The 17,962-nt window shown below is 69.4% G+C and carries 14 protein-coding genes and 2 pseudogenes; 5 read left to right on the forward strand and 11 right to left on the reverse strand.

What is annotated here, in order from left to right; genetic code table 11:
- The first annotated feature begins 60 nt into the window (after positions 1-60).
- Positions 61-846, forward strand: a complete 786-nt coding sequence (locus OG883_RS28260) for a DUF817 domain-containing protein (protein ID WP_266546399.1) — start codon at positions 61-63, stop codon at positions 844-846.
- A gap of 42 nt (positions 847-888) precedes the next feature.
- On the opposite strand, the gene OG883_RS28265 is transcribed toward OG883_RS28260, so the two are convergent.
- The 5 genes from OG883_RS28265 to OG883_RS28285 form a co-directional block, all read right to left on the reverse strand.
- Positions 889-1,656: an SDR family NAD(P)-dependent oxidoreductase gene (locus OG883_RS28265; RefSeq protein ID WP_266546402.1), complete on the reverse strand. Its 768-nt coding sequence runs from the start codon at positions 1,654-1,656 to the stop codon at positions 889-891.
- On the reverse strand, positions 1,653-2,837 hold the full coding sequence (locus OG883_RS28270; protein WP_266546405.1) for a serine hydrolase domain-containing protein: 1,185 nt from the start codon (positions 2,835-2,837) through the stop codon (positions 1,653-1,655). The genes OG883_RS28265 and OG883_RS28270 overlap by 4 nt, the downstream gene beginning before the upstream one ends.
- Positions 2,838-2,951: 114 nt before the next feature.
- The gene (locus OG883_RS28275; protein WP_266546408.1) at positions 2,952-3,698 is read right to left on the reverse strand and encodes an energy-coupling factor ABC transporter ATP-binding protein; all 747 of its coding nucleotides are present in this window, start codon (positions 3,696-3,698) and stop codon (positions 2,952-2,954) included.
- Entirely contained in the window at positions 3,695-4,456 is a 762-nt protein-coding gene (gene cbiQ, locus OG883_RS28280) for a cobalt ECF transporter T component CbiQ (protein ID WP_266546411.1), read from the reverse strand. Before cbiQ ends, OG883_RS28275 begins: the two co-directional genes overlap by 4 nt.
- A gap of 1 nt (position 4,457) precedes the next feature.
- Positions 4,458-5,546, reverse strand: coding sequence for an energy-coupling factor ABC transporter permease (locus OG883_RS28285; protein ID WP_266546414.1), 1,089 nt, complete (start codon positions 5,544-5,546; stop codon positions 4,458-4,460).
- Between the two features lie 153 nt (positions 5,547-5,699).
- On the opposite strand from OG883_RS28285, the gene OG883_RS28290 reads away from it, so the two are divergent.
- Entirely contained in the window at positions 5,700-6,047 is a 348-nt protein-coding gene (locus OG883_RS28290) for an SsgA family sporulation/cell division regulator (protein WP_266546417.1), read from the forward strand.
- A 121-nt stretch (positions 6,048-6,168) separates the two neighbouring features.
- Here OG883_RS28290 and OG883_RS28295 read toward each other — a convergent pair whose 3' ends face one another.
- Complete coding sequence (locus OG883_RS28295; protein WP_266546420.1) at positions 6,169-8,331, reverse strand: MMPL family transporter; 2,163 nt, start codon at positions 8,329-8,331, stop codon at positions 6,169-6,171.
- A gap of 135 nt (positions 8,332-8,466) precedes the next feature.
- Complete coding sequence (locus OG883_RS28300; protein ID WP_266546423.1) at positions 8,467-9,039, reverse strand: TetR/AcrR family transcriptional regulator; 573 nt, start codon at positions 9,037-9,039, stop codon at positions 8,467-8,469.
- 180 nt (positions 9,040-9,219) lie between these two features.
- On the opposite strand from OG883_RS28300, the gene OG883_RS28305 reads away from it, so the two are divergent.
- Both OG883_RS28305 and OG883_RS28310 read left to right on the forward strand, forming a co-directional pair.
- A complete protein-coding gene (locus tag OG883_RS28305) occupies positions 9,220-12,558 on the forward strand; it encodes a S41 family peptidase (protein WP_266546426.1) in 3,339 nt (1,112 codons plus the stop codon).
- Positions 12,559-12,994: 436 nt separating this feature from the next.
- Positions 12,995-14,307: pseudogene (locus tag OG883_RS28310) on the forward strand (IS30 family transposase).
- Between the two features lie 318 nt (positions 14,308-14,625).
- Here OG883_RS28310 and OG883_RS28315 read toward each other — a convergent pair.
- Positions 14,626-15,141 (reverse strand): ricin-type beta-trefoil lectin domain protein, encoded by a 516-nt coding sequence (locus tag OG883_RS28315; RefSeq protein ID WP_266546429.1) that lies wholly within the window; start codon positions 15,139-15,141, stop codon positions 14,626-14,628.
- Between the two features lie 222 nt (positions 15,142-15,363).
- Positions 15,364-15,792 (reverse strand): annotated as a pseudogene (locus OG883_RS28320) (transposase); the annotation flags it as partial.
- Between the two features lie 140 nt (positions 15,793-15,932).
- Here OG883_RS28320 and OG883_RS28325 point away from each other — a divergent pair.
- Entirely contained in the window at positions 15,933-16,331 is a 399-nt protein-coding gene (locus OG883_RS28325) for a hypothetical protein (RefSeq protein WP_266546432.1), read from the forward strand.
- Between the two features lie 9 nt (positions 16,332-16,340).
- Here OG883_RS28325 and OG883_RS28330 read toward each other — a convergent pair whose 3' ends face one another.
- Entirely contained in the window at positions 16,341-16,529 is a 189-nt protein-coding gene (locus OG883_RS28330; protein ID WP_266546434.1) for a hypothetical protein, read from the reverse strand.
- A 46-nt stretch (positions 16,530-16,575) separates the two neighbouring features.
- Positions 16,576-17,895 carry a recombinase family protein gene (locus OG883_RS28335; RefSeq protein ID WP_266546436.1) on the reverse strand — a complete coding sequence of 440 codons (1,320 nt, stop codon included), beginning with the start codon at positions 17,893-17,895 and terminating at the stop codon, positions 16,576-16,578.
- Between the last annotated feature and the right edge of the window lie 67 nt (positions 17,896-17,962).

The following is a 17,962-nucleotide window of genomic DNA, read 5'->3' on the forward strand; positions in this document are numbered from 1 at the left end:
ACCTGAACCACCCGAATCCCTGATCGAACCGCGGGAGCCGCTCCGGGCGTCCTCCCCTGCATGGGAACGATCGTGCACTGGACACAACAGCTGCTCCGCTTCGGCTGGCTGCAGGCCCGCTGCTGCGCCTTCGCGGTCGCGCTCGTCGGCGGCATCGCCGTCTCGGCCCTGCTGCCCGAACTGCCGATCGCCCGTTACGACCTGGTGCTGCTGTACGGGATCCTGCTCGCGGTACTGGCCAGGAAGCTCGGGTGGGACAGCGCACGCGACACCGCGGTGATCGCCGGCTGCCATCTCATCGGGCTGATCTTCGAGCTGGTCAAGGTGCGGATGGGGTCCTGGGTCTACCCCGAGGAGGCGCTGACGAAGGTCGGGGGCGTGCCGCTGTACGGCGGCTTTCTGTACGCGGCCGTGGGCAGCTATGTCTGCCGCTCCTGGCACCTCCTCGAACTGCGCCTGGACGGCTACCGGCCGCGGATCATGGCCGCCCTCGCCGGCGCCGTCTATCTGAACTTCTTCAGCCACCACTGGCTGCCCGACATCCGCTGGGCGCTGGCCGCGCTGCTGGTGTGCGCGACCGCCGGGACATGGGTGGGCTACCGGGTGGGGGCGCACGCCTACCGCATGCCGCTCGCCCTGGCGTTCGTGCTCATCGGGTTCTTCCTCTGGGTCGCGGAGAACATCGCGACGTACGTGGGTGCCTGGAGCTATCCGGACCAGCTCGGCGGCTGGCAGCCGGTGTCGGTGGCGAAGTTCGGGGCGTGGGCGCTGCTGATCAGCGTCACCTTCGTACTGGCGGCGGGGCAGCGTCGTACCGCGGCCCCGGCCGCGCCCCGGCTGTCGTAGGCGGACTGCCGGAGCACCCCGGACACTTCCGGGCGAGCCTCGTCACCCCTCCGACAGAATCCGGCCGACCGCCGTGTTCACCGCGAGCAGTCCGCCGTCCACCCGCAGCGTCGTGCCCGTGATCCACGCCGCGTCGCGCGAGGCCAGGAAGGCCACCGCCGCCGCGATGTCCTCCGGCTCACCGACCCGGCCCAGCGGGTAGACCCCGTCGAGCTGGGCGATGCGTGCCTCGCGGCCCGACCACGTGGGCGTCCGGACCGTACCGGGGTTGATCTGGTTGACGCGGACCCCGCGCGGGGCCGCGTCGCCCGCCAGCGTGCGGGTCAGGGACGCCAGGCCCGCCTTGGCCGCGCTGTAGGCGTGGTTGCCGAAGTCCTGCTCGCCGTTGACGGAGCCGATGTTGACGATCGCGCCGCGGCCGGTGGCGGCCAGGTGGGGCAGTGCGGCGCGGGCACAGCGGAAGGCGCCGGTCAGCGTGATGTCCAGGTCCCGGTGCCAGGACTCGTCGGGCTGGTCCTCGAGCAGCGGGGTGTCGGGGCTGCACGAGTGTGCGTTGTTGACCAGAACGTCCAGGGCGCCGAAGCGTTCGACGGCGTACGCGACGGCCGCCTCGACCGCCGTACGGTCGCTCACGTCGCAGCCGAAGGAGTCGGCTCCCTCGATCGACCCGGCCGTCTTCGCGGCGCGTGCCTCGTCCACGTCGGCGACCAGGACGCGGGCCCCTTCGGAGGCGAGCCGGCGGGCGGTCGCCTCGCCGATGCCGCGTGCCCCGCCCGTGATCAGTACGCCGTACCCCTCGAATCGCCTCATAGAGCCGACCGTACCGCCCTGATCAGTGCCTGGGCACGCGGATCGGCCGTAACTCCCTTGCGCATGCCGTTGGTTGCGTAGCCGAGCGCGATACCCGACTCCGGGTCGGCGAAGCCGAGCGAGCCACCGCGGCCCGGGTGACCGAAGGAGCCGGGGCCGAGGAGCGGGGAGGCGGGGCCGTGCAGCATGTAGCCGAGGCCGAAACGGGTGGGCACGACCAGGACGCGGTCGGGGCCCGCGGACTCCTCGGTGCGGGCGAGGGTGAGCGTCGCCGGGGCGAAGAGACGCGGTCCGCCGTCGACCTCGCCGATCGTCGAGGCGTAGAAGCGGGCCAGCGCGCGGGCGGTGGAGATGCCGTTGGACGCGGGGAGTTCGGCGGCGCGGTAGGCGGGGTCGTTCTCGTCGGGCAGCGGATCGATCGCCCCGAACGCCCGGCGGGTGAGGGAGCCGGGGTCGCGGTAGGCCTCGGAGACGGCGCGCTTGGGGCGCAGCTTGAGGCCGCCCCCGTCCGCCGCGGCCGGCTCGTCGACCGGGCCGATCCTGCCGATCCGCCGGATTTCGTCCTCGGGCAGCCCGATCCAGAAGTCCAGGCCGAGCGGGCGGGCGATCTCCTCGGCGGTCCAGCGGCCGATGGTGCGGCCGGTGACGCGGCGTACGAGTTCGCCGATCAGCCAGCTGTACGTCTGCGCGTGGTAGCCGTGGTCGGTACCGGGCTGCCACTCGGGGCGCTGCGCGGCGAGCGCGGCGGGGCCGCTCACACCGTCCTGTGCCTCGGCCGGGGTGAGCGGGCGGTCCAGGACCGGCAGCCCGGCGCGGTGCGACAGCAGCTGTCGTACGAGCACCCGTTCCTTGCCGGCCGCCTTGAACTCCGGCCAGTACGTGCCGACGGGGGCGTCCAGGTCGATCTGGCCGCGCTGGTGGAGCAGGAGCACCACGGCAGCGGCGATGCCCTTGGTCGCGGAGCGGACGGTCTGCGCGGTGTCCACGGCCCAGGGCTCGTGACCGTCCACGTCGCGGGTACCGGCCCACAGGTCGACGACCTTGCGCCCGTCCCGGTAGACGGCGACGGCCGCGCCGCGCTCGCCGCGCTGTTCGAAGTTGCGTACGAAGGCGTCCTCGACCGCCTCGAAACCTTCCGCCACTGTGCCCCGGACGTCCACTGTGCCTGCTCTCCCGCTCATGCCTCCATGGTGCGGTGCGGCGTGTGCGGGCGGTGCCGCCGGGGGGTGGGTTGACACGGCCTCCGGACATGCTTGTCCTCGGTCGCCGGACGGGCCCGGTTCTTTCGGCCCGGGTCAGACCGCGGCCCGCGGGTTGAACCCGAAGGGAAGTTCCAGGCGGTGCGCCCGCATCAGCTCCTCGTCGCTCAGCAGATCCCGCGTACGCCCGTCCGCCGCGATCACGCCGTCGCTGAGGATCACCGCACGCGGGCACAGCTCCAGTGCGTAGGGGAGGTCGTGCGTGACCATCAGTACGGTGACGTCCAACGACCTCAGGATGTCGGCCAGTTCACGCCGTGAGGCCGGGTCGAGGTTGGACGAGGGCTCGTCGAGTACCAGGATCTCCGGCTCCATCGCGAGCACGGTGGCGACCGCGACGCGGCGGCGCTGGCCGAAGGAGAGATGGTGCGGCGGCCGGTCCGCGAACTCCGCCATGCCGACCCGTTCCAGCGCCTTGCGGACGCGTGCCTCGAGCTCCGCGCCGCGCAGGCCCGACGCCGCCGGGCCGAAGGCCACGTCCTCCCGGACCGTCGGCATGAACAGCTGGTCGTCCGGGTCCTGGAAGACGATGCCGACCTGGCGGCGGATCTCGGCGAGGTTCTGCCGGGCGACCGGCAGTCCCGCGACCGACACGGAGCCCGCGCCGGCGGCCAGGATGCCGTTGAGGTGCAGAACGAGCGTGGTCTTGCCGGCGCCGTTGGGGCCGAGCAGGGCGACCCGATCGCCGCGCCCGACCGTCAGATCGACGCCGAAGAGAGCCTGGTGGCCGTCGGGGTAGGCGTAGGCCAGGCCCTTGACCTCGAGAGAAGGAGCGGTGGTCATAGGGTCCAGCCAAGCAGACAGACCGCGAGAGCGGTCAGCGGGAGTGCGGCGGCCTGCGACCACTGCGTACGGCTCGCGGTCACCTCGTCGATGACCGGCATGGTCCCCGTGTACCCCCGGCTCACCATGGCCAGATGTACCCGCTCACCGCGCTCGTAGGAGCGGATGAAGAGCGCGCCCGCGGATTTGGCGAGGACGCCCCAGTGGCGCACACCGCTCGCCTCGAACCCGCGCGACCTGCGTGCGATCGACATCCGGCGCATCTCGTCGCTGATGACATCGCCGTAACGGATCATGAAGGACGCGATCTGGACCAGCATCGGCGGCAGTTTGAGGCGTTGCAGACCGAGCAGCAGGGAGCGCAGATCGGTCGTCGAGGCGAGGAGGACGGAGGCGGCGACACCCAGCGTCCCCTTGGCCAGGATGTTCCACGCGCCCCACAGTCCGGGGACGCTGAGCGAGATGCCCAGTACGGAGATCTGCTCACCGGGCACCACGAAGGGCATCAGGAACGCGAAGGCCACGAACGGGATCTCGATGAGGAGCCGGCGCAGCAGAAAACCGGCGGGGACACGGGACACGCCCGCGACGACCGCGAGCAGCACTGCGTACAGACCGAAGGCCCAGACCGCCTCGCGGGGGGTGGAGACGACCACCAGGACGAAGCAGAAGACGGCAGCGAGCTTGCAGTGTGCGGGCAGTTCGTGGACCGGCGAGTGGCCGTGCCGGTAGAGCTTGTGGCTGTGTCCCGCGCCCATGTCAGACGGAGTCCGGTACGCGGGCGGGGCCGGCGTCGGTGGTGGTACGGCGGCTGCGCACCACCCAGAAGATGCCGGTGCCCACGACGACCGTGGCGCCGACGCCGATCACGCCGGCGAGGCCGCCGGAGATCCGGGCGTTGGAGATGTCCTTGATGCCGTAGTCGGCGAGCGGGGAGTCGGCGGCGGCGTGCTCCTCGACCGTCTTGTCGATGCCCTTGTCGGCGGCGACCTTCTCCAGGCCGTCGGGGCTGGCGGAGGCGTAGAAGGAGCCGAAGCCGGCGAGGACGAGGGCGGTGGCCAGGCCGGCCAGCCAGAGCTTGCGGGGTGAGCCTGCGGCGACCGGCGCGGAGACGGGTGCGGGCGAGGGCGCGGCGTCGACCAGCTCCCCGCCGACGCGCAGCTTGAGCGGGGCGGAGAGCCCGCGGGCCCCGTAGACCAGATCCGGCCGTACGGCGATGACGGCACCGACCGTCAGCATGGTGATCGCGGCTTCGCCGATGCCGATCAGGACGTGGACGCCGACCATCGCGGAGAGCACGGTGCCGACCGGGACCTCGGTGAGGCCGCCGACGGCGTAGAGCAGGGTGAAGGCCGCGGCCGCGGCCGGCACGGAGACCAGCGCGGCGACGAAGGACGCGGCGGTGATCGAGCGGCGGGTGCGCGGCAGGACCTTGACCAGGCCGCGGAAGAGTCCGTACGCGACGAGGACCGTGATCACGCCCATGACGGTGATGTTCACGCCGAGCGCGGTGAGTCCGCCGTCCGCGAAGAGGAGGCCCTGCATCAGCAGCACGACGGATATGCAGAGCACGCCGGTGAACGGACCGACGAGGATCGCGGCGAGCGCGCCGCCCAGCAGATGTCCGCTGGTGCCGGCCGCGACGGGGAAGTTCAGCATCTGTACGGCGAAGATGAAGGCGGCGACGAGCCCGGCCAGCGGTGCGGTGCGGTCCGCGCCGGCCAGTGCCACGGGTGAACCGCCCAGTTCACGGCGGGCGCCGCGCAGGCTGACGGCAACGGCCCCTGCGGCGGCGGCGCCTGCGGCCACTGAGACGGGTGCATTGATGAATCCGTCGGGTACGTGCATGGCGGGCTCCGCTTCGGACAGTCGGTGAACCTCTCGATGATGCGGCCTGTTGCAAACAACTCGCAAGAGCGAACAAGTCACAAAAGAGTTCGAGCCTTCCGTCCAAAATATGCGACATTAGAGGATGAATCGGACGAGTGCAAGGAGCTGGATATGCCGATCACCGTCGAAGACCCCGCATTGGCCAGGATTGTCACCGATGCTCCGCAGTACCGCCCCGTCCGCGTCTCCCTCTGCTACGACCCCGCCGGCGATCCGCTGGCGGTGCGCTTCGCCTTCCCCAGCGGACGCGAATGGACCTTCCCCCGCGAACTGCTGGAGACGGGACTGCGCGCGCCGGCACGGCGCGGCGATGTCGAGGTCTGGCCGTGCGGACGGGTCCAGGCAGTGGTCGAGTTCCACACCCCCGACGGTGTCGCGGTGCTCCAGTTCGACACCAAGGTGCTGATCCGCTTTCTGAACCACACATACGAAGCGGCCGCACCCGCCCCCACTGGCTGACGGATACGACCACCGCGCACCGCGCCGGCCCCCGTCCCCACGGTGCCGCCGCGCTACCGGGGACGCGCGCTCCGCTCAAGCGGCGCCCCCGGGGTCCTGTGCCTGACGCAGGCTGCCGGAGTCAGACGCGTACCAACTCCCGCTTCTCGTCCGGGTCCCCGTCCGTGGCGAGCTCCTTGTGCAGCTTCTCGCCCTCCACATCCACGTTGGGCAGTGCCCGGTCCAGCCAGCGCGGCAGCCACCAGGCCTTCTCGCCCAGCAGCGCGAGCACCGCCGGCACGATCGCCATCCGGACGACGAAGGCGTCGAAGAAGACCGCGATCGCGAGGCCGAAGCCGATCATCTTGACCATCTGCTCACTGGAGCCGATGAAGCCGGAGAACACCGCGATCATGATCACGGCGGCGGCGGTGACCACCCGGGCGCCGTGCCGGAATCCGGTGACGATCGCCTCGCCGGGCCGCTCCCCGTGGACGTACGCCTCCCGCATCCGCGTCACGAGGAAGACCTCGTAGTCCATGGCGAGGCCGAAGACGACACCCACCATGAAGATCGGCATCATCGACATGATCGGGCCGGTCTGTTCCACACCGAAGAGCGAACCGAGCCAGCCCCACTGGAAGACGGCGACGACCGCGCCCAGCGCCGCGACCACGGAGAGCAGGAAGCCGAGGGCCGCCTTCAACGGCACCAGCACCGAGCGGAAGACCAGCATCAGCAGCAGGAAGGCGAGACCGACGACGAGCGCGAGATAGGGCAGCAGCGCGTCGTTCATCTTCTGCGAGAAGTCGATGTTCATCGCCGTGGCGCCGGTGACCAGTACGTCGTCGCCGCTGCCGTCGCGGATGGAGTGAACCAGGTCCTCCGTCTCGAGGGACGAGGGGCGGTCCTTCGGCACGACCGTGATCATCGCGGTGTCGCCGGCCTTGTTGAGGGTCGGCGGGGTGACGGCCGCGACTCCGTCCAGGCCCTGGATGTCCTTGACGGTACGGTCGGCGGTGCCCTTGTCGCCGTCGACGACCACCATCAGCGGACCGTTGAAGCCGGGGCCGAAACCGTCGGAGAGCAGGTCGTACGCCTTGCGCTGGGTGGTGCTCGTGGGCTGCGATCCGTCGTCGGGCAGCCCCATCTCCAGCGAAGCGGCAGGCAGGGCGATGGCGCCCAGGCCCACCACACCGGCGAGCAGCACGGTGACCGGACGCCGCAGCACGAAGCGCGCCCAGCGGGTGCCCATGTTCGGCTTCTCTTCGACCGGCTTGCCCTTGCGGGCCTTGCGGCCGAGCACCCGCTTGCCGGCGAAGCCGAGCAGCGCGGGTATGAGGGTGAGCGCGATGAGGACCGCGATCACGACCGTGCCGGCCGCGGCGAAGCCCATCTTGCTGAGCATCGGGATATTGACGACGGCAAGGCCGACGAGGGCGATGACGACCGTCAGGCCCGCGAAGACGACCGCGGAGCCCGCGGTGCCCACGGCCCGTCCGGCCGCTTCCTCGTGCTCGCGGCCCTCGGCCAGTTCGGCGCGGTAGCGGGAGACGATGAAGAGCGCGTAGTCGATGCCGACCGCGAGGCCGATCATCGTCGCCAGCGTGGAGGTGGTGGAGCCGAGGTCGAGGACGTTCGCGAGCGCGGTGATCGTGGAGATGCCTATGCCCACGCCGATGATGGCGGTGAGCAGCGGCAGCCCGGCGGCGACCAGCGAGCCGAAGGTGATGACCAGGACGACCGCGGCGACCGCGACACCGATGATCTCGCCGGGGCCGCTCTCGGGGGCGGCCTGCAGCGCGTCGCCGCCGATCTCCACCGTCAGCCCGGCGTCACGGGCCTCGGCGCCGGCCTCCTTGAGCTCCTCGCGCGTCTCCTCGGTCAGCTCCATCGAGTTGACCTTGTACGTGACGGACACGTACGCGGTCCCGCCGTCCTTGGAGACGGCCTTGGTGAGGTACGGGTCGGTGACGGAGGCGATCTGGTCGGAGCCGGACTTCAGCTCGCCGACCGCCTTGTTCACCTCGGCCTTGTGACCGGGTTCGGTCATCTTCTGGCCGGCGGGGGCCTTGAAGACCACGCGGGCGGTTGCGCCGTCGGCGCTGCCCCCGGGGAAGCGCTGTTCCAGCAGGTCGAAGGCCTTCTGGGCCTCCGTGCCCGGCATGGAGAACGAGGAAGAGGTAGCGGTGGACGCGGAGGCCGCACCGAAGCCGGCGAGCGCCAGCAGCGCCACCCACAGCAGGGCGACGAGACGGCGGCGCCGGAAGGCGGACCGTCCGAGTTTGTAGAGGAACGTGGCCACGAGGGCGTACTCCCGTGTGTGAGGTGAACAGGGCATGGGGAGCCGGCCCGACGACGAGAGCGGCGCACGTCAGGTGGAACTGGCGGAACTGGCGGTACGGGGACCTGCGGGGAGCTGTGGGGAGCTGGGAGGAGTTCAGACGCCGAGGGCGGGGAGCACCACTGCGTCCAGGTAGTCGGTGAGGAAGGTCCGGTCGGGGGTCCGGTCCTCGATCAGCTGCCGGGCGACGAAGGCGCCGACCAGCATGTGCGGGACGTATTTCAGCGCGGGGTTGTCCGCGCCGACCTCGTCCCGGTCCACGGCCCGCCGCAACAGCACGTCGAGTCCGGTGATCTCGGGCTCTATCAGCAGCTCCCGCAGGGCTTCGTGGAGATCGGGGTTTCCGTGGATGGCCTGGGCCAGACCCCGCATCAGCGCGGAGTCCTTCTCCATCTGACAGTCGTCGGTGCGGTCCAGCATTGTGTGGAAGTCACCACGCAGGGTGCCGGTGTCGATGTCGGCGACACTCACCGGCTTGTTGTGCCTCAGCGCCTTGGCGACCAGCTCCGGTTTGCTCCGCCACTGGCGGTAGAGCGTGGCCTTGCTCGATCGGGTGCGGGCGGCGACGGCGTCCATGGTCACGGCGTCGTAGCCGACCTCGCGAAGCAGGTCGAGCACGGCTTCGTACAGCTCTGCCTCGCGCTCGGGTGTGAGCCGGGTGCGCGTCATGGTCGACCTCCCATCACCAGCCGAACGAAACGGTTTCGTACAGGACGACCATAGCCCGGACCGCGAGCGAAACGAAATCGTTTCGCTTGTGGTGTGGGTCACGCGGCCCGCACGGCGGCGAAGAAGGTTCACCCGGCTCCACGAGTTGCCGCACCCCCTTACCGCGGAAAGCATTGGGGGGTGAGTACCGACGTCGCGTATCTCCGTTTTCCGCATCTGCACGAAGACTTGCTGTGCTTCGCCGCCGAGGACGATCTCTGGGTCGCCCCTCTGGTGCCGGAGGGGCACCGCCCGGGGCGCGCCTGGCGTATCACCGTCGACCGGACCAGGATCGGCCATCCACGCTTCTCCCCCGACGGCCGCCAGATCGCCTACACGACCTGGCGCAGCCTCGACCCGGAGATCCATCTCGCACCGGTCGACGGCGGGCCGGCCCGCCGGCTGAGCTACTGGGGCTCGACCGACACCCGGGTCTGCGGCTGGACTCCGGACGGCCATATCCTCGCCGTCTCCTCGCACGGCCAGCCCTTCTCGTACTTCTCCTGGGCCTACACCGTCCCGACCGACGGCCACCCCGGCGGAAAGCTGCCCTGGGGGCCGGTCGCCGACATCGCCGTCACGGACCTCAACGGCAGCTCCTCCCGGCCCGCAGACGACTCCCCGCCAGGAGACGACTCCCAGTCCGGCGACTCCTCCCGGCCCGCCGACTCCGGGACAGAACGCCGCACCCTGCTGCTCACCGGCAAGCCCCCGCACGAACCGGCCGCGTGGAAGCGCTACCGGGGCGGGGCGACGGGCCGGCTGTGGCTGCACGGCAAGCGACTGCTCCCCGACCTGAACGGCCATCTGGACTGCCCGATGTTCGTCTCGGGGCGGATCGCGTTCCTCTCGGACCACGAAGGCATCGGCAATCTCTACTCCTGCCTGCCCGACGGGACCGGCCTCCTGCGCCACACCGACCATGACGACTTCTATGCCCGGCACGCCTCGAGCGACGGTCGCAGGGTCGTGTACCAGTGCGCCGGCGAGTTGTGGATCGTCGACGACCTGACCGTCCCGGACGCGGCGCCGCGCAAGCTGGAGGTACGGCTCGGGGGCCCGCGCGCCGGACGCCGCACCTACCAGGTGCCCGCCGCCAATCACGTCGACGCGATCTCGGTCGACACGACGGGGCGGGCCAGCGCCGTCAACGTACGCGGCAGCCTGTACTGGCTGACGCACCGCGACGGCCCGGCCCGCACGATCGCGGACACCCCGGGCGTACGGGTCCGGCAGCCCGAGATGCTCGGCAGCGGCGGCCAGGTCGCCTATGTCACGGACGCGGACGGCGAAGACGCCGTGGAGATCGCCTATCTGCCGCGCGCAAGCGGCGAACGGGAGCCGCGGCGGCTGGCCTCCGGAGAGCTGGGCCACGTCCAGGAGCTGGTCTCCGACCCGGACGGGGAACGGATCGCCATCGCCTCGCACGACGGGCGGCTGCTGCTCATCGACGCGACCGAGGAGTCCGACGGGGACGTCACGGAGCTGATCCGCTCCATCAACGGCCCCGTCCGCGACCTGGCCTTCTCACCGGACGGCGGGTGGCTCACCTGGTCGCAGCCCGGCATCGGCCGCTCGCTGCGCCAGATCAAGATGGCCCGGATCGCCGACCGTACGATCGTGGATGTCACCAACGGCCGCTTCGAGGACGAGAATCCGGTCTTCACCCGGGACGGCCGCTATCTCGCCTTCCTTTCCTGGCGGGGCTTCGACCCCGTGTACGACGTGCACACCGGGGACCTGTCCTTCCCGCTGGGCTGCCGCCCCTATCTGCTGCCGCTGTCCTCCGCGACGCCCTCCCCGTTCGCACTGTCGCCGGACGGACGGCCGGCGGCGGGCGGACTCGACCCGCTGGACGACTCCGAGGAGGGTACGGCGGTGACGGTCGAGATCGAGGGCCTGGAGAGCAGGGTGACGCCGTTCCCCGTGTCCGCCTCCAAGTACTCGGCACTCCATCCGGTCAGCGGCGGCGGTCTGGTCTGGCTGCGCTGGCCGATCTCCGGTGCGCTCGGCGAGACCTTCGCCAACCCTGCGGACACCTCCGGCCGCCCCACGCTGGAACACTTCGACATCACCAAGGCGCGCAAGACCGAACTGATGGGCCATCTGGACTGGTTCTCGGTGAGCCGCGACGGCACCCGGCTGGTGGTCGTGGACGACGGGGAGCTGCGCGCCGTCCCGGCCACGGAGTCGGGCGACAGCGACTCGACGGTCTATCTGGACCTGCGCCGGATCCTGCACGACGTCGACCCGGCGTCCGAATGGCGTCAGGCGTACGGGGAGGCGGGCCGCATCATCCGCGCGTACTTCTGGGAGCCGGGGATGTGCGGCATCGACTGGGACGCGGTGCTCGCGCAGTACCGTCCGCTGGTCGAACGGGTCGCGTCGCCTGACGAGTTCGCGGATCTGCTGCGCGAGGTGCTGGGCGAACTGGGCACGTCCCACGCGTACGTCAGCCCGGCCCGGCGCAACGAAGGGCCGCCGCACTACCAGCGGCCGATGGGCCTGCTGGGCGCGAATCTGGTCTGCCGCGACGGGAGTTGGATGGTCTCCCGGATCCTGCCCGGCGAATCGTCCGACTCCAAGGCGCGCTCGCCGCTGGCCGGTACGGGCATCCGCGAGGGCGCGGTGCTCACGCATGTGGACGGCCGTCCGGTGGACCCGGTGACCGGTCCCTACCCGATGCTCGCTGCGGCGGGCGGCACGACGGTCGAGCTCACCTTCCATCCGACGGAGGGCGAAGGGCCCGCCCGCCGGGTCGCGGTGATCCCCCTGATCGACGAGCGGCCGCTGCGGTACCAGGACTGGGTGGCCAAACGCCGGGAGGTCGTACGGGAGTTGAGCGGCGGCAAATGCGGCTACCTGCACATCCCGGACATGGGCGGTTCGGGCTGGGCCCAGTTCAACCGCGATCTGCGCCTCGAAGTGTCCCGGCCGGCGCTGATCGTGGACGTACGGGGCAATGCGGGAGGCCACATCAGCGAGCTGGTGGTGGAGAAGCTCACCCGCAAGATCCTGGGCTGGGACCTGACGCGCAACGCCCAGCCCGTCTCGTACGCCTCCAACGCGCCACGCGGCCCGGTGGTCGCGCTGGCCGACGAGGCGACGTCCTCGGACGGCGACATGATCACGGCGGCATTCAAACTCCTGGGCCTGGGCCCGGTGGTGGGCTGCCGGACGTGGGGCGGGGTGGTGGGGATGACGGGCCGCCACCGCCTGGGAGACGGCACGGTGATCACGGTCCCGATGAACGCGGCGTGGTTCGACGCGTACGGCTGGTCGATCGAGAACCACGGCGTGGAACCGGACCTGGACGCGCTGCGCACTCCCCTGGACTGGGCGGAGGGCCGCCACACCGAGATGGACGACGCGATCCACCTGGCCCTGGACCTCCTGAGAACGCACTCCCCGGCTATGCCCCCGGACTACAGCGACGCCCCGAACCTCCGCCGCCCGAAGCTCCCGCCCCGGGGTGCGTGAGGGGCCGGGCGCAGGCTTCCCCGGGCCCGGCGAGAACACCCGCGCCACGCGCGGCATCAGTTCCACCTACCCATCAGCCGGGGACGGACTCCCGCACCCGCAGGGGCCCCAGCCCCCGCGCCCTCGACGACGCGAAGCTGCCGCTGCCGCGCGTGGCACGGCAACACCCCGAAGCCCCGCCCCGGTGTGCGTGAGGGAGGAAGCGCCGGCCCATCGACGCCCCGGCGAAGGCACCCGTGCCACGCGCGGCATCAGTTACACCCACTCATCAGCCGGGGACGGACTCCCGCACCCGCAGGGGCCCCAGCCCCCGCACCCTCGACGGCGCGAAGCTGCCGCTGCCGCGCGTGGCACGGGAACACCCCGAAGCCCCGCCCCGGTGTGGGCAGATCTTGGGTTCTAGCGGTCGTCGCAACACCCCAGCTCAAGGGGTGCGATGGAGTTCGAGGTCCGTAAGGTCCGGACGGTGGCTCAGGGGCCCAGGAAGCTCCGCGCTGAGCGGGCGGAATACTTCCGGCTCGTGAAAGCGGGCTACAGCAACAAGGACGCATGCCGGATCGTCGGCGTGAACGAGCGGACCGGCCGTGAGTGGCGCAATGGCCGGTGGGATCCGCAGCGGCTCAGGAAGCCGGCGGATGCCCAGTGGGCAGCTGCTCAGGCCGACCGGCCACAGTCCTACACCGGTCGGGTACCCGTTCCCCAGGAGCGGGTACCCGGCACCGGTCAAGGGCTGACAACCGCCGCGGCTGCGCCGTCGCGGTATCTATCGGAGCTGGAGCGGATCCACATCGCTGACCGGCTCGGGGAGAAGGCATCGATCCGCGCGATCGCTGCCGAGCTCGGCCGTAGTCCCTCGACGGTCAGCCGGGAGATCCGCCGCAACCGCACTGTCGGTACTCGCGTCCAGTGGCACTACCGGCCGTTCGCCGCCCAGGCCCGTGCCGACGCCCGTCGTCCCCGCCCGAAACCGCGGAAGATCAGCCAGAACACCGAGCTGCGGGACGCCGTCCAGGCGGGCCTGGACGTGCAGTGGAGCCCAGAGCAGATCTGTCACGCTCTGCGCAGGCAGTTCCCCCACCGGCCGGAGATGCACGTGTCCACGAGACGATCTACCAGGCGCTCTACGTTCAGGGACGCGGAGCACTGCGGCGCGAGCTGGCCGGCGCCCTACGCAGTGGACGAGCCCGCCGCAAGCCCCACTGCCAGGCCAACTGCCGACAGCCTCGCTTCACCGATCCCATGGTCATGATCAGCGAACGTCCCGCCGAAGCGGACGACCGGGCCGTGCCCGGCCACTGGGAAGGCGACCTGATCATCGGCAAGAACAGCGGCTCGGCGATCGGCACCCTCGTCGAACGCAGCACCCGCTATGTGATGCTCCTGCACCTGCCCACCGACCACACCGCAGCCAGCGTCCGAGACGCCTTGACGGAGACCGCACAGAGACTCCCGCAGCACCTCAAACGGTCTCTGACCTGGGACCAGGGCTCCGAGATGGCCGCCCACCGCAGCTTCACTCTCGCCACGGACATCCGGGTCTACTTCTGCAACCCCGGCAGCCCCTGGCAGCGCGGCTCGAACGAAAACACCAACGGCCTGCTCCGGCAGTACTTCCCCAAGGGCACCGACCTGTCCGTCCATACCCGTGAGCACCTCGACGCCGTCGCCGCCCAACTCAACGGACGCCCACGCAAAACGCTCGACTGGGAAACCCCAGCCGAGCGTCTGCATAAACTGCTCGCCGTCTGACACAACCGATCATGTGTTGCGACGATCTCTAGAATCTGCCCAAGCAATGCCGGGCGGGGCTTCTGCTGTGCGTTCGACAGCCGATTCGGTCTATCAGAGGCAGGCACTCACGTCCGTGACCCGTCGGCGCGTACCGCATCTGACTGCGACCCCGCGGGCCATGAAACGGGGCGCAGGAGCCGGTGTGGCCGCCGTTTCTGGCGGCGGCACGCCCAGCTTCAATGCTTGACCGCGCCGCCAAGTCAAGACGCGCCAGCGTCCCCACACGCAGGCGAAGCCGGGAGGAATCTTACAGATTTCCTGCGCCTCGGACGGGAGTTACTTCCAGACCTGCCAGTCCCCACCATCGCACTTGTTGGTGTAGACACGGCCCTTGGCATCACTGTCGAGACACAGGCCGGTCTGCCGGTTTACGATCTGCATGCCGTCACCCGTCCAATTCTCATACCACTGCTGGTAATAGTTGGCCGGCTTGTCACAGGGCTCGATAAGGACCTTACCAAGCCCGCTCTCGTCGGCATACCAGCTAGCCAGGCAGCGGCCGGAGAAAAACGTATTGTTGGTCGTGATCTTCCAGGCGCCGTTCGGATTCTCGAGACCACTCTGCGAGTCATCCCATTTATCGCTTACATACTTTTGCGGGTGGAAACAGTGCAACAGACCCTGGGCGTCGGTGTCGACAGCAGTGTTGTTCCAGACCCTAAGGCAAGCACCTGTGGCCTTGTTGCGCCAGGTAATGTTGGACGATGCCGATGCAGGCGTGGAGACGGCCGCCACAATCACCGGCACCGATACCATCACCATCGCGGCGCGAATTTTCGAAGACTTGCGCATAAATGTTTACCGTTCACCTAGGCAGTCGAAACCGAGTAAGGGATGATATTGCTAGATTCCCTCGACATGCCTTGAACTTTAGACGAGAGAGTTTGAAATAGACAATAACTTGATCAACATTTGAGCTGGAATAGGACGCTCCGCTTCAGCCTCTCTTCGCCCCCCGAGATTGGTTTCCAGGCAGGCTTCTTGGCATGGGTGCCGTCTCTCGCATGAATGTAAGGAGTACGGCCAGCCCGGAATGAACTGCGACGCCGTCTTCGCACGGCCGTAGACGTGGCAGAACAGAGGGTCCGCCGAGCACGGCGCGTCCGAGCGGAGCCACGGCGACACATCGACCGCCAAGACCAGGCGCCCACCGTCGAAATGCGGCAGCGGCAGCACGGCCCGCAGTCGGCCGATGTCGATGCGGCCGTGGTTCAAGCCGCCGTACATCGCTCCGTGCCCCCGACGGTGCTCGGGCAGCAGAGTCAGGTCCACCGGGGACCTCACCGCACCGTCCGCGCACAGCACCGCGTCCACGAGCTCGAACAACTCGTCACGCCGGGCGGTCAGACACTCGTAGAACTCGCCCCGGAAGCGTGACGCTTCCGGGAACGCCTTCCTCCGGACAGCATCAGGCAGCAGACTCACCCTCACCGCCTTCGTCATGTCACGTGCACCTTGGTCGGAGCACATGATCAGACGGAGGCCGCCCCCGCGTCCGGTGAATCCCCATGCGAGCGAATCCGTTCGAGACGCCATTCGAGACCGTGGCACCATGTACCGCATGACGACGAACCGAAAGGTCCATGCCGCGTAGACGGCCAGGACAGATCCGCGCCGACGCCCCCGCCAGACACCGGACAACGGGCACAAGGCCAGTCATCGACGGCCTGTCCTCACATGCACGGTCCGAGATCATCCGTCTCGAGCACACCCGCAACTATCTGCAGCCAGGCGACGTCAGCGCGGCTGTGAGCCTGTGGAAGAACTACGTCCACCAGCCCGCGCGTGGTCTGTGGCACGACTACGAGTGGGGCAACATGCACTGGTACTGCTGCGGCAACCCCCTCGAAGCCCGAGCCCTCCTTGACACGGTGATGCAGGCCGTATCACCACGAAGCGCCCGCGAACTCCGAAAGATCGTCGGCCGGTCAGATGCCCTCTGGAACCTTCCGTCCCCGCCCTACGACGCGGACGGAAGATAGAGAACAAGCTCAGGCAGCTTTGCCCTTGACTCGCTTGATCCGGTCTGCGGCCGGGAGCCCGCGCCCGCGTGTGATGCGCATTTCGCCCAGCACCTCGGGTGACAGCAGCCGCCGGGCGACCTCACGCTGCGCGGACAGCGGAGCAGCCGCCCAGCCCTGCGCTACGTCTTCACCGGGTGTGATCAGGTCGGAGATCACGCCCGGCGTGGCCAGGGCCCGTTCCTCGGCCTCCAGTCGGGTGATCTTACTCCTCCAGCTCGGTGACTTTCCGCGCGATCATGCGGACCTCTGCCAGGGACTCCGCCTTGTCTGCCTCGGGCCCTTCCATCTCGTCCTTGTTCGCCCGTAGGCGCGCGATCTCAGCCCTGATCTGCTCCGCGCTGGCCGAGTCCTCCGGGGAAGAGGCGAAGTCCTCATATACTCGGTCGCTGGCGAGGTAGGCCAGGATCAGCCCGTACTTCTGGGGGTCCTTCGGATCGCCGATGATCACCGCGTCCACGGCCGCCTTGTTGATCGTCGTGCACGTCTTGTCACGGCACACGTAGTAGGCACGAGTCACGGCCATCGGCCCCGAGCACACGTCGCACCGCAGGGTCATAGTCAGTACATGCTTCGCGCGCCCCGTGCGTGTCGTACGGCGCTCCGGGGCAAGCAGCATGCGGCGCACGGCCCAGAAGGTCTCTTTGTCCACGAGTGCATCCCAGATGGCGCGGGTCAGCGTCGCGTCTTCCTGCTGTGCCTTGAACGACCGGCCTCGACTCTTGGGCGAGTGCACCCGGTATCCGCCGTAGGCCGGGCGCAGCGCCATGGACCGCAGATGCTGATCGCTGAACGGCTTGCCGGACCGGTTGACGTAGCCCAGAGCTTCGAAGTCCCGGGCGATCGACCTCAGGGACTGGCCCTTGCGGAGCCGCTCGAACAGCGCCTTGGGCACCGTGGACTCGTCGGGGTTCTCCACCCAGTTGACGAGTTTGCCCGTCTTCTCGTCGTAGACCGGTTTGTAGCCGTGCGGGGCCACTCCGTTCGGGCGGCCCTGCTCCGCCATCGCTGCGGAGGTACGGCGGTTGCGCATGCTGATCTTGTCGCTCTCCGTCTCGGAGTCCGACGCATCCTCGCGGAGGTTGCGCCGGTCCTTCCAGTGAGACAGGTCGTAGAGCTGGTTGTCGCTGGTGATGAAGATCTTCACGTCCCGGCGCTCGCAGCTCTTCATGAGCTGGAGCCATTCCAGGGTCTCGCGGGACCCGCGTGAGTTCTCCCATAAGACCAGCACGTCAGCGCCGAACGCACCCGACTCCAGGTCGGCCATCAGCCGCGCGAAGTCGTCGCGGGTCTTGTCCGTATACCGGCTCGCGCTGATCCCGTTGTCCACATAGGGCCTGCCGGTGATTCCTATCCCGTGGCGTCCGGTGGAGCGCTCGTTGTCGTCGTGCTGCTCCGTGACGGAGCGCTGCCGCCCGGAGTCGTCCTGAGACACCCGCAGATACTCACGGCCCCGGAGCGCGGCGGGGACGGTGGATCCGGCAGTGGTGGCTGTGCGCGTCGTTGAAGGCCATACATCGAGCATGCCGGGACTACCCACCCCTGGCAATGCGCACCGCCCCCGACCCCGCACCTCGACGACGCGAAGCCGC

This window comes from Streptomyces sp. NBC_01142 (assembly GCF_026341125.1).
GTDB lineage: Bacteria > Actinomycetota > Actinomycetes > Streptomycetales > Streptomycetaceae > Streptomyces.

Coding starts and splice junctions, on each gene's coding strand:
- OG883_RS28315 (WP_266546429.1), bottom strand. CDS start 15,141: ATGCGCAAGTCTTCGAAAATTCGCGCCGCGATGGTGATGGTATCGGTG.
- OG883_RS28325 (WP_266546432.1), top strand. CDS start 15,933: ATGCCGCGTAGACGGCCAGGACAGATCCGCGCCGACGCCCCCGCCAGA.
- OG883_RS28300 (WP_266546423.1), bottom strand. CDS start 9,039: ATGACGCGCACCCGGCTCACACCCGAGCGCGAGGCAGAGCTGTACGAA.
- OG883_RS28335 (WP_266546436.1), bottom strand. CDS start 17,895: ATGCTCGATGTATGGCCTTCAACGACGCGCACAGCCACCACTGCCGGA.
- OG883_RS28260 (WP_266546399.1), top strand. CDS start 61: ATGGGAACGATCGTGCACTGGACACAACAGCTGCTCCGCTTCGGCTGG.
- OG883_RS28265 (WP_266546402.1), bottom strand. CDS start 1,656: ATGAGGCGATTCGAGGGGTACGGCGTACTGATCACGGGCGGGGCACGC.
- OG883_RS28275 (WP_266546408.1), bottom strand. CDS start 3,698: ATGACCACCGCTCCTTCTCTCGAGGTCAAGGGCCTGGCCTACGCCTAC.
- OG883_RS28285 (WP_266546414.1), bottom strand. CDS start 5,546: ATGCACGTACCCGACGGATTCATCAATGCACCCGTCTCAGTGGCCGCA.
- OG883_RS28290 (WP_266546417.1), top strand. CDS start 5,700: ATGCCGATCACCGTCGAAGACCCCGCATTGGCCAGGATTGTCACCGAT.
- cbiQ (WP_266546411.1), bottom strand. CDS start 4,456: ATGGGCGCGGGACACAGCCACAAGCTCTACCGGCACGGCCACTCGCCG.
- OG883_RS28270 (WP_266546405.1), bottom strand. CDS start 2,837: ATGAGCGGGAGAGCAGGCACAGTGGACGTCCGGGGCACAGTGGCGGAA.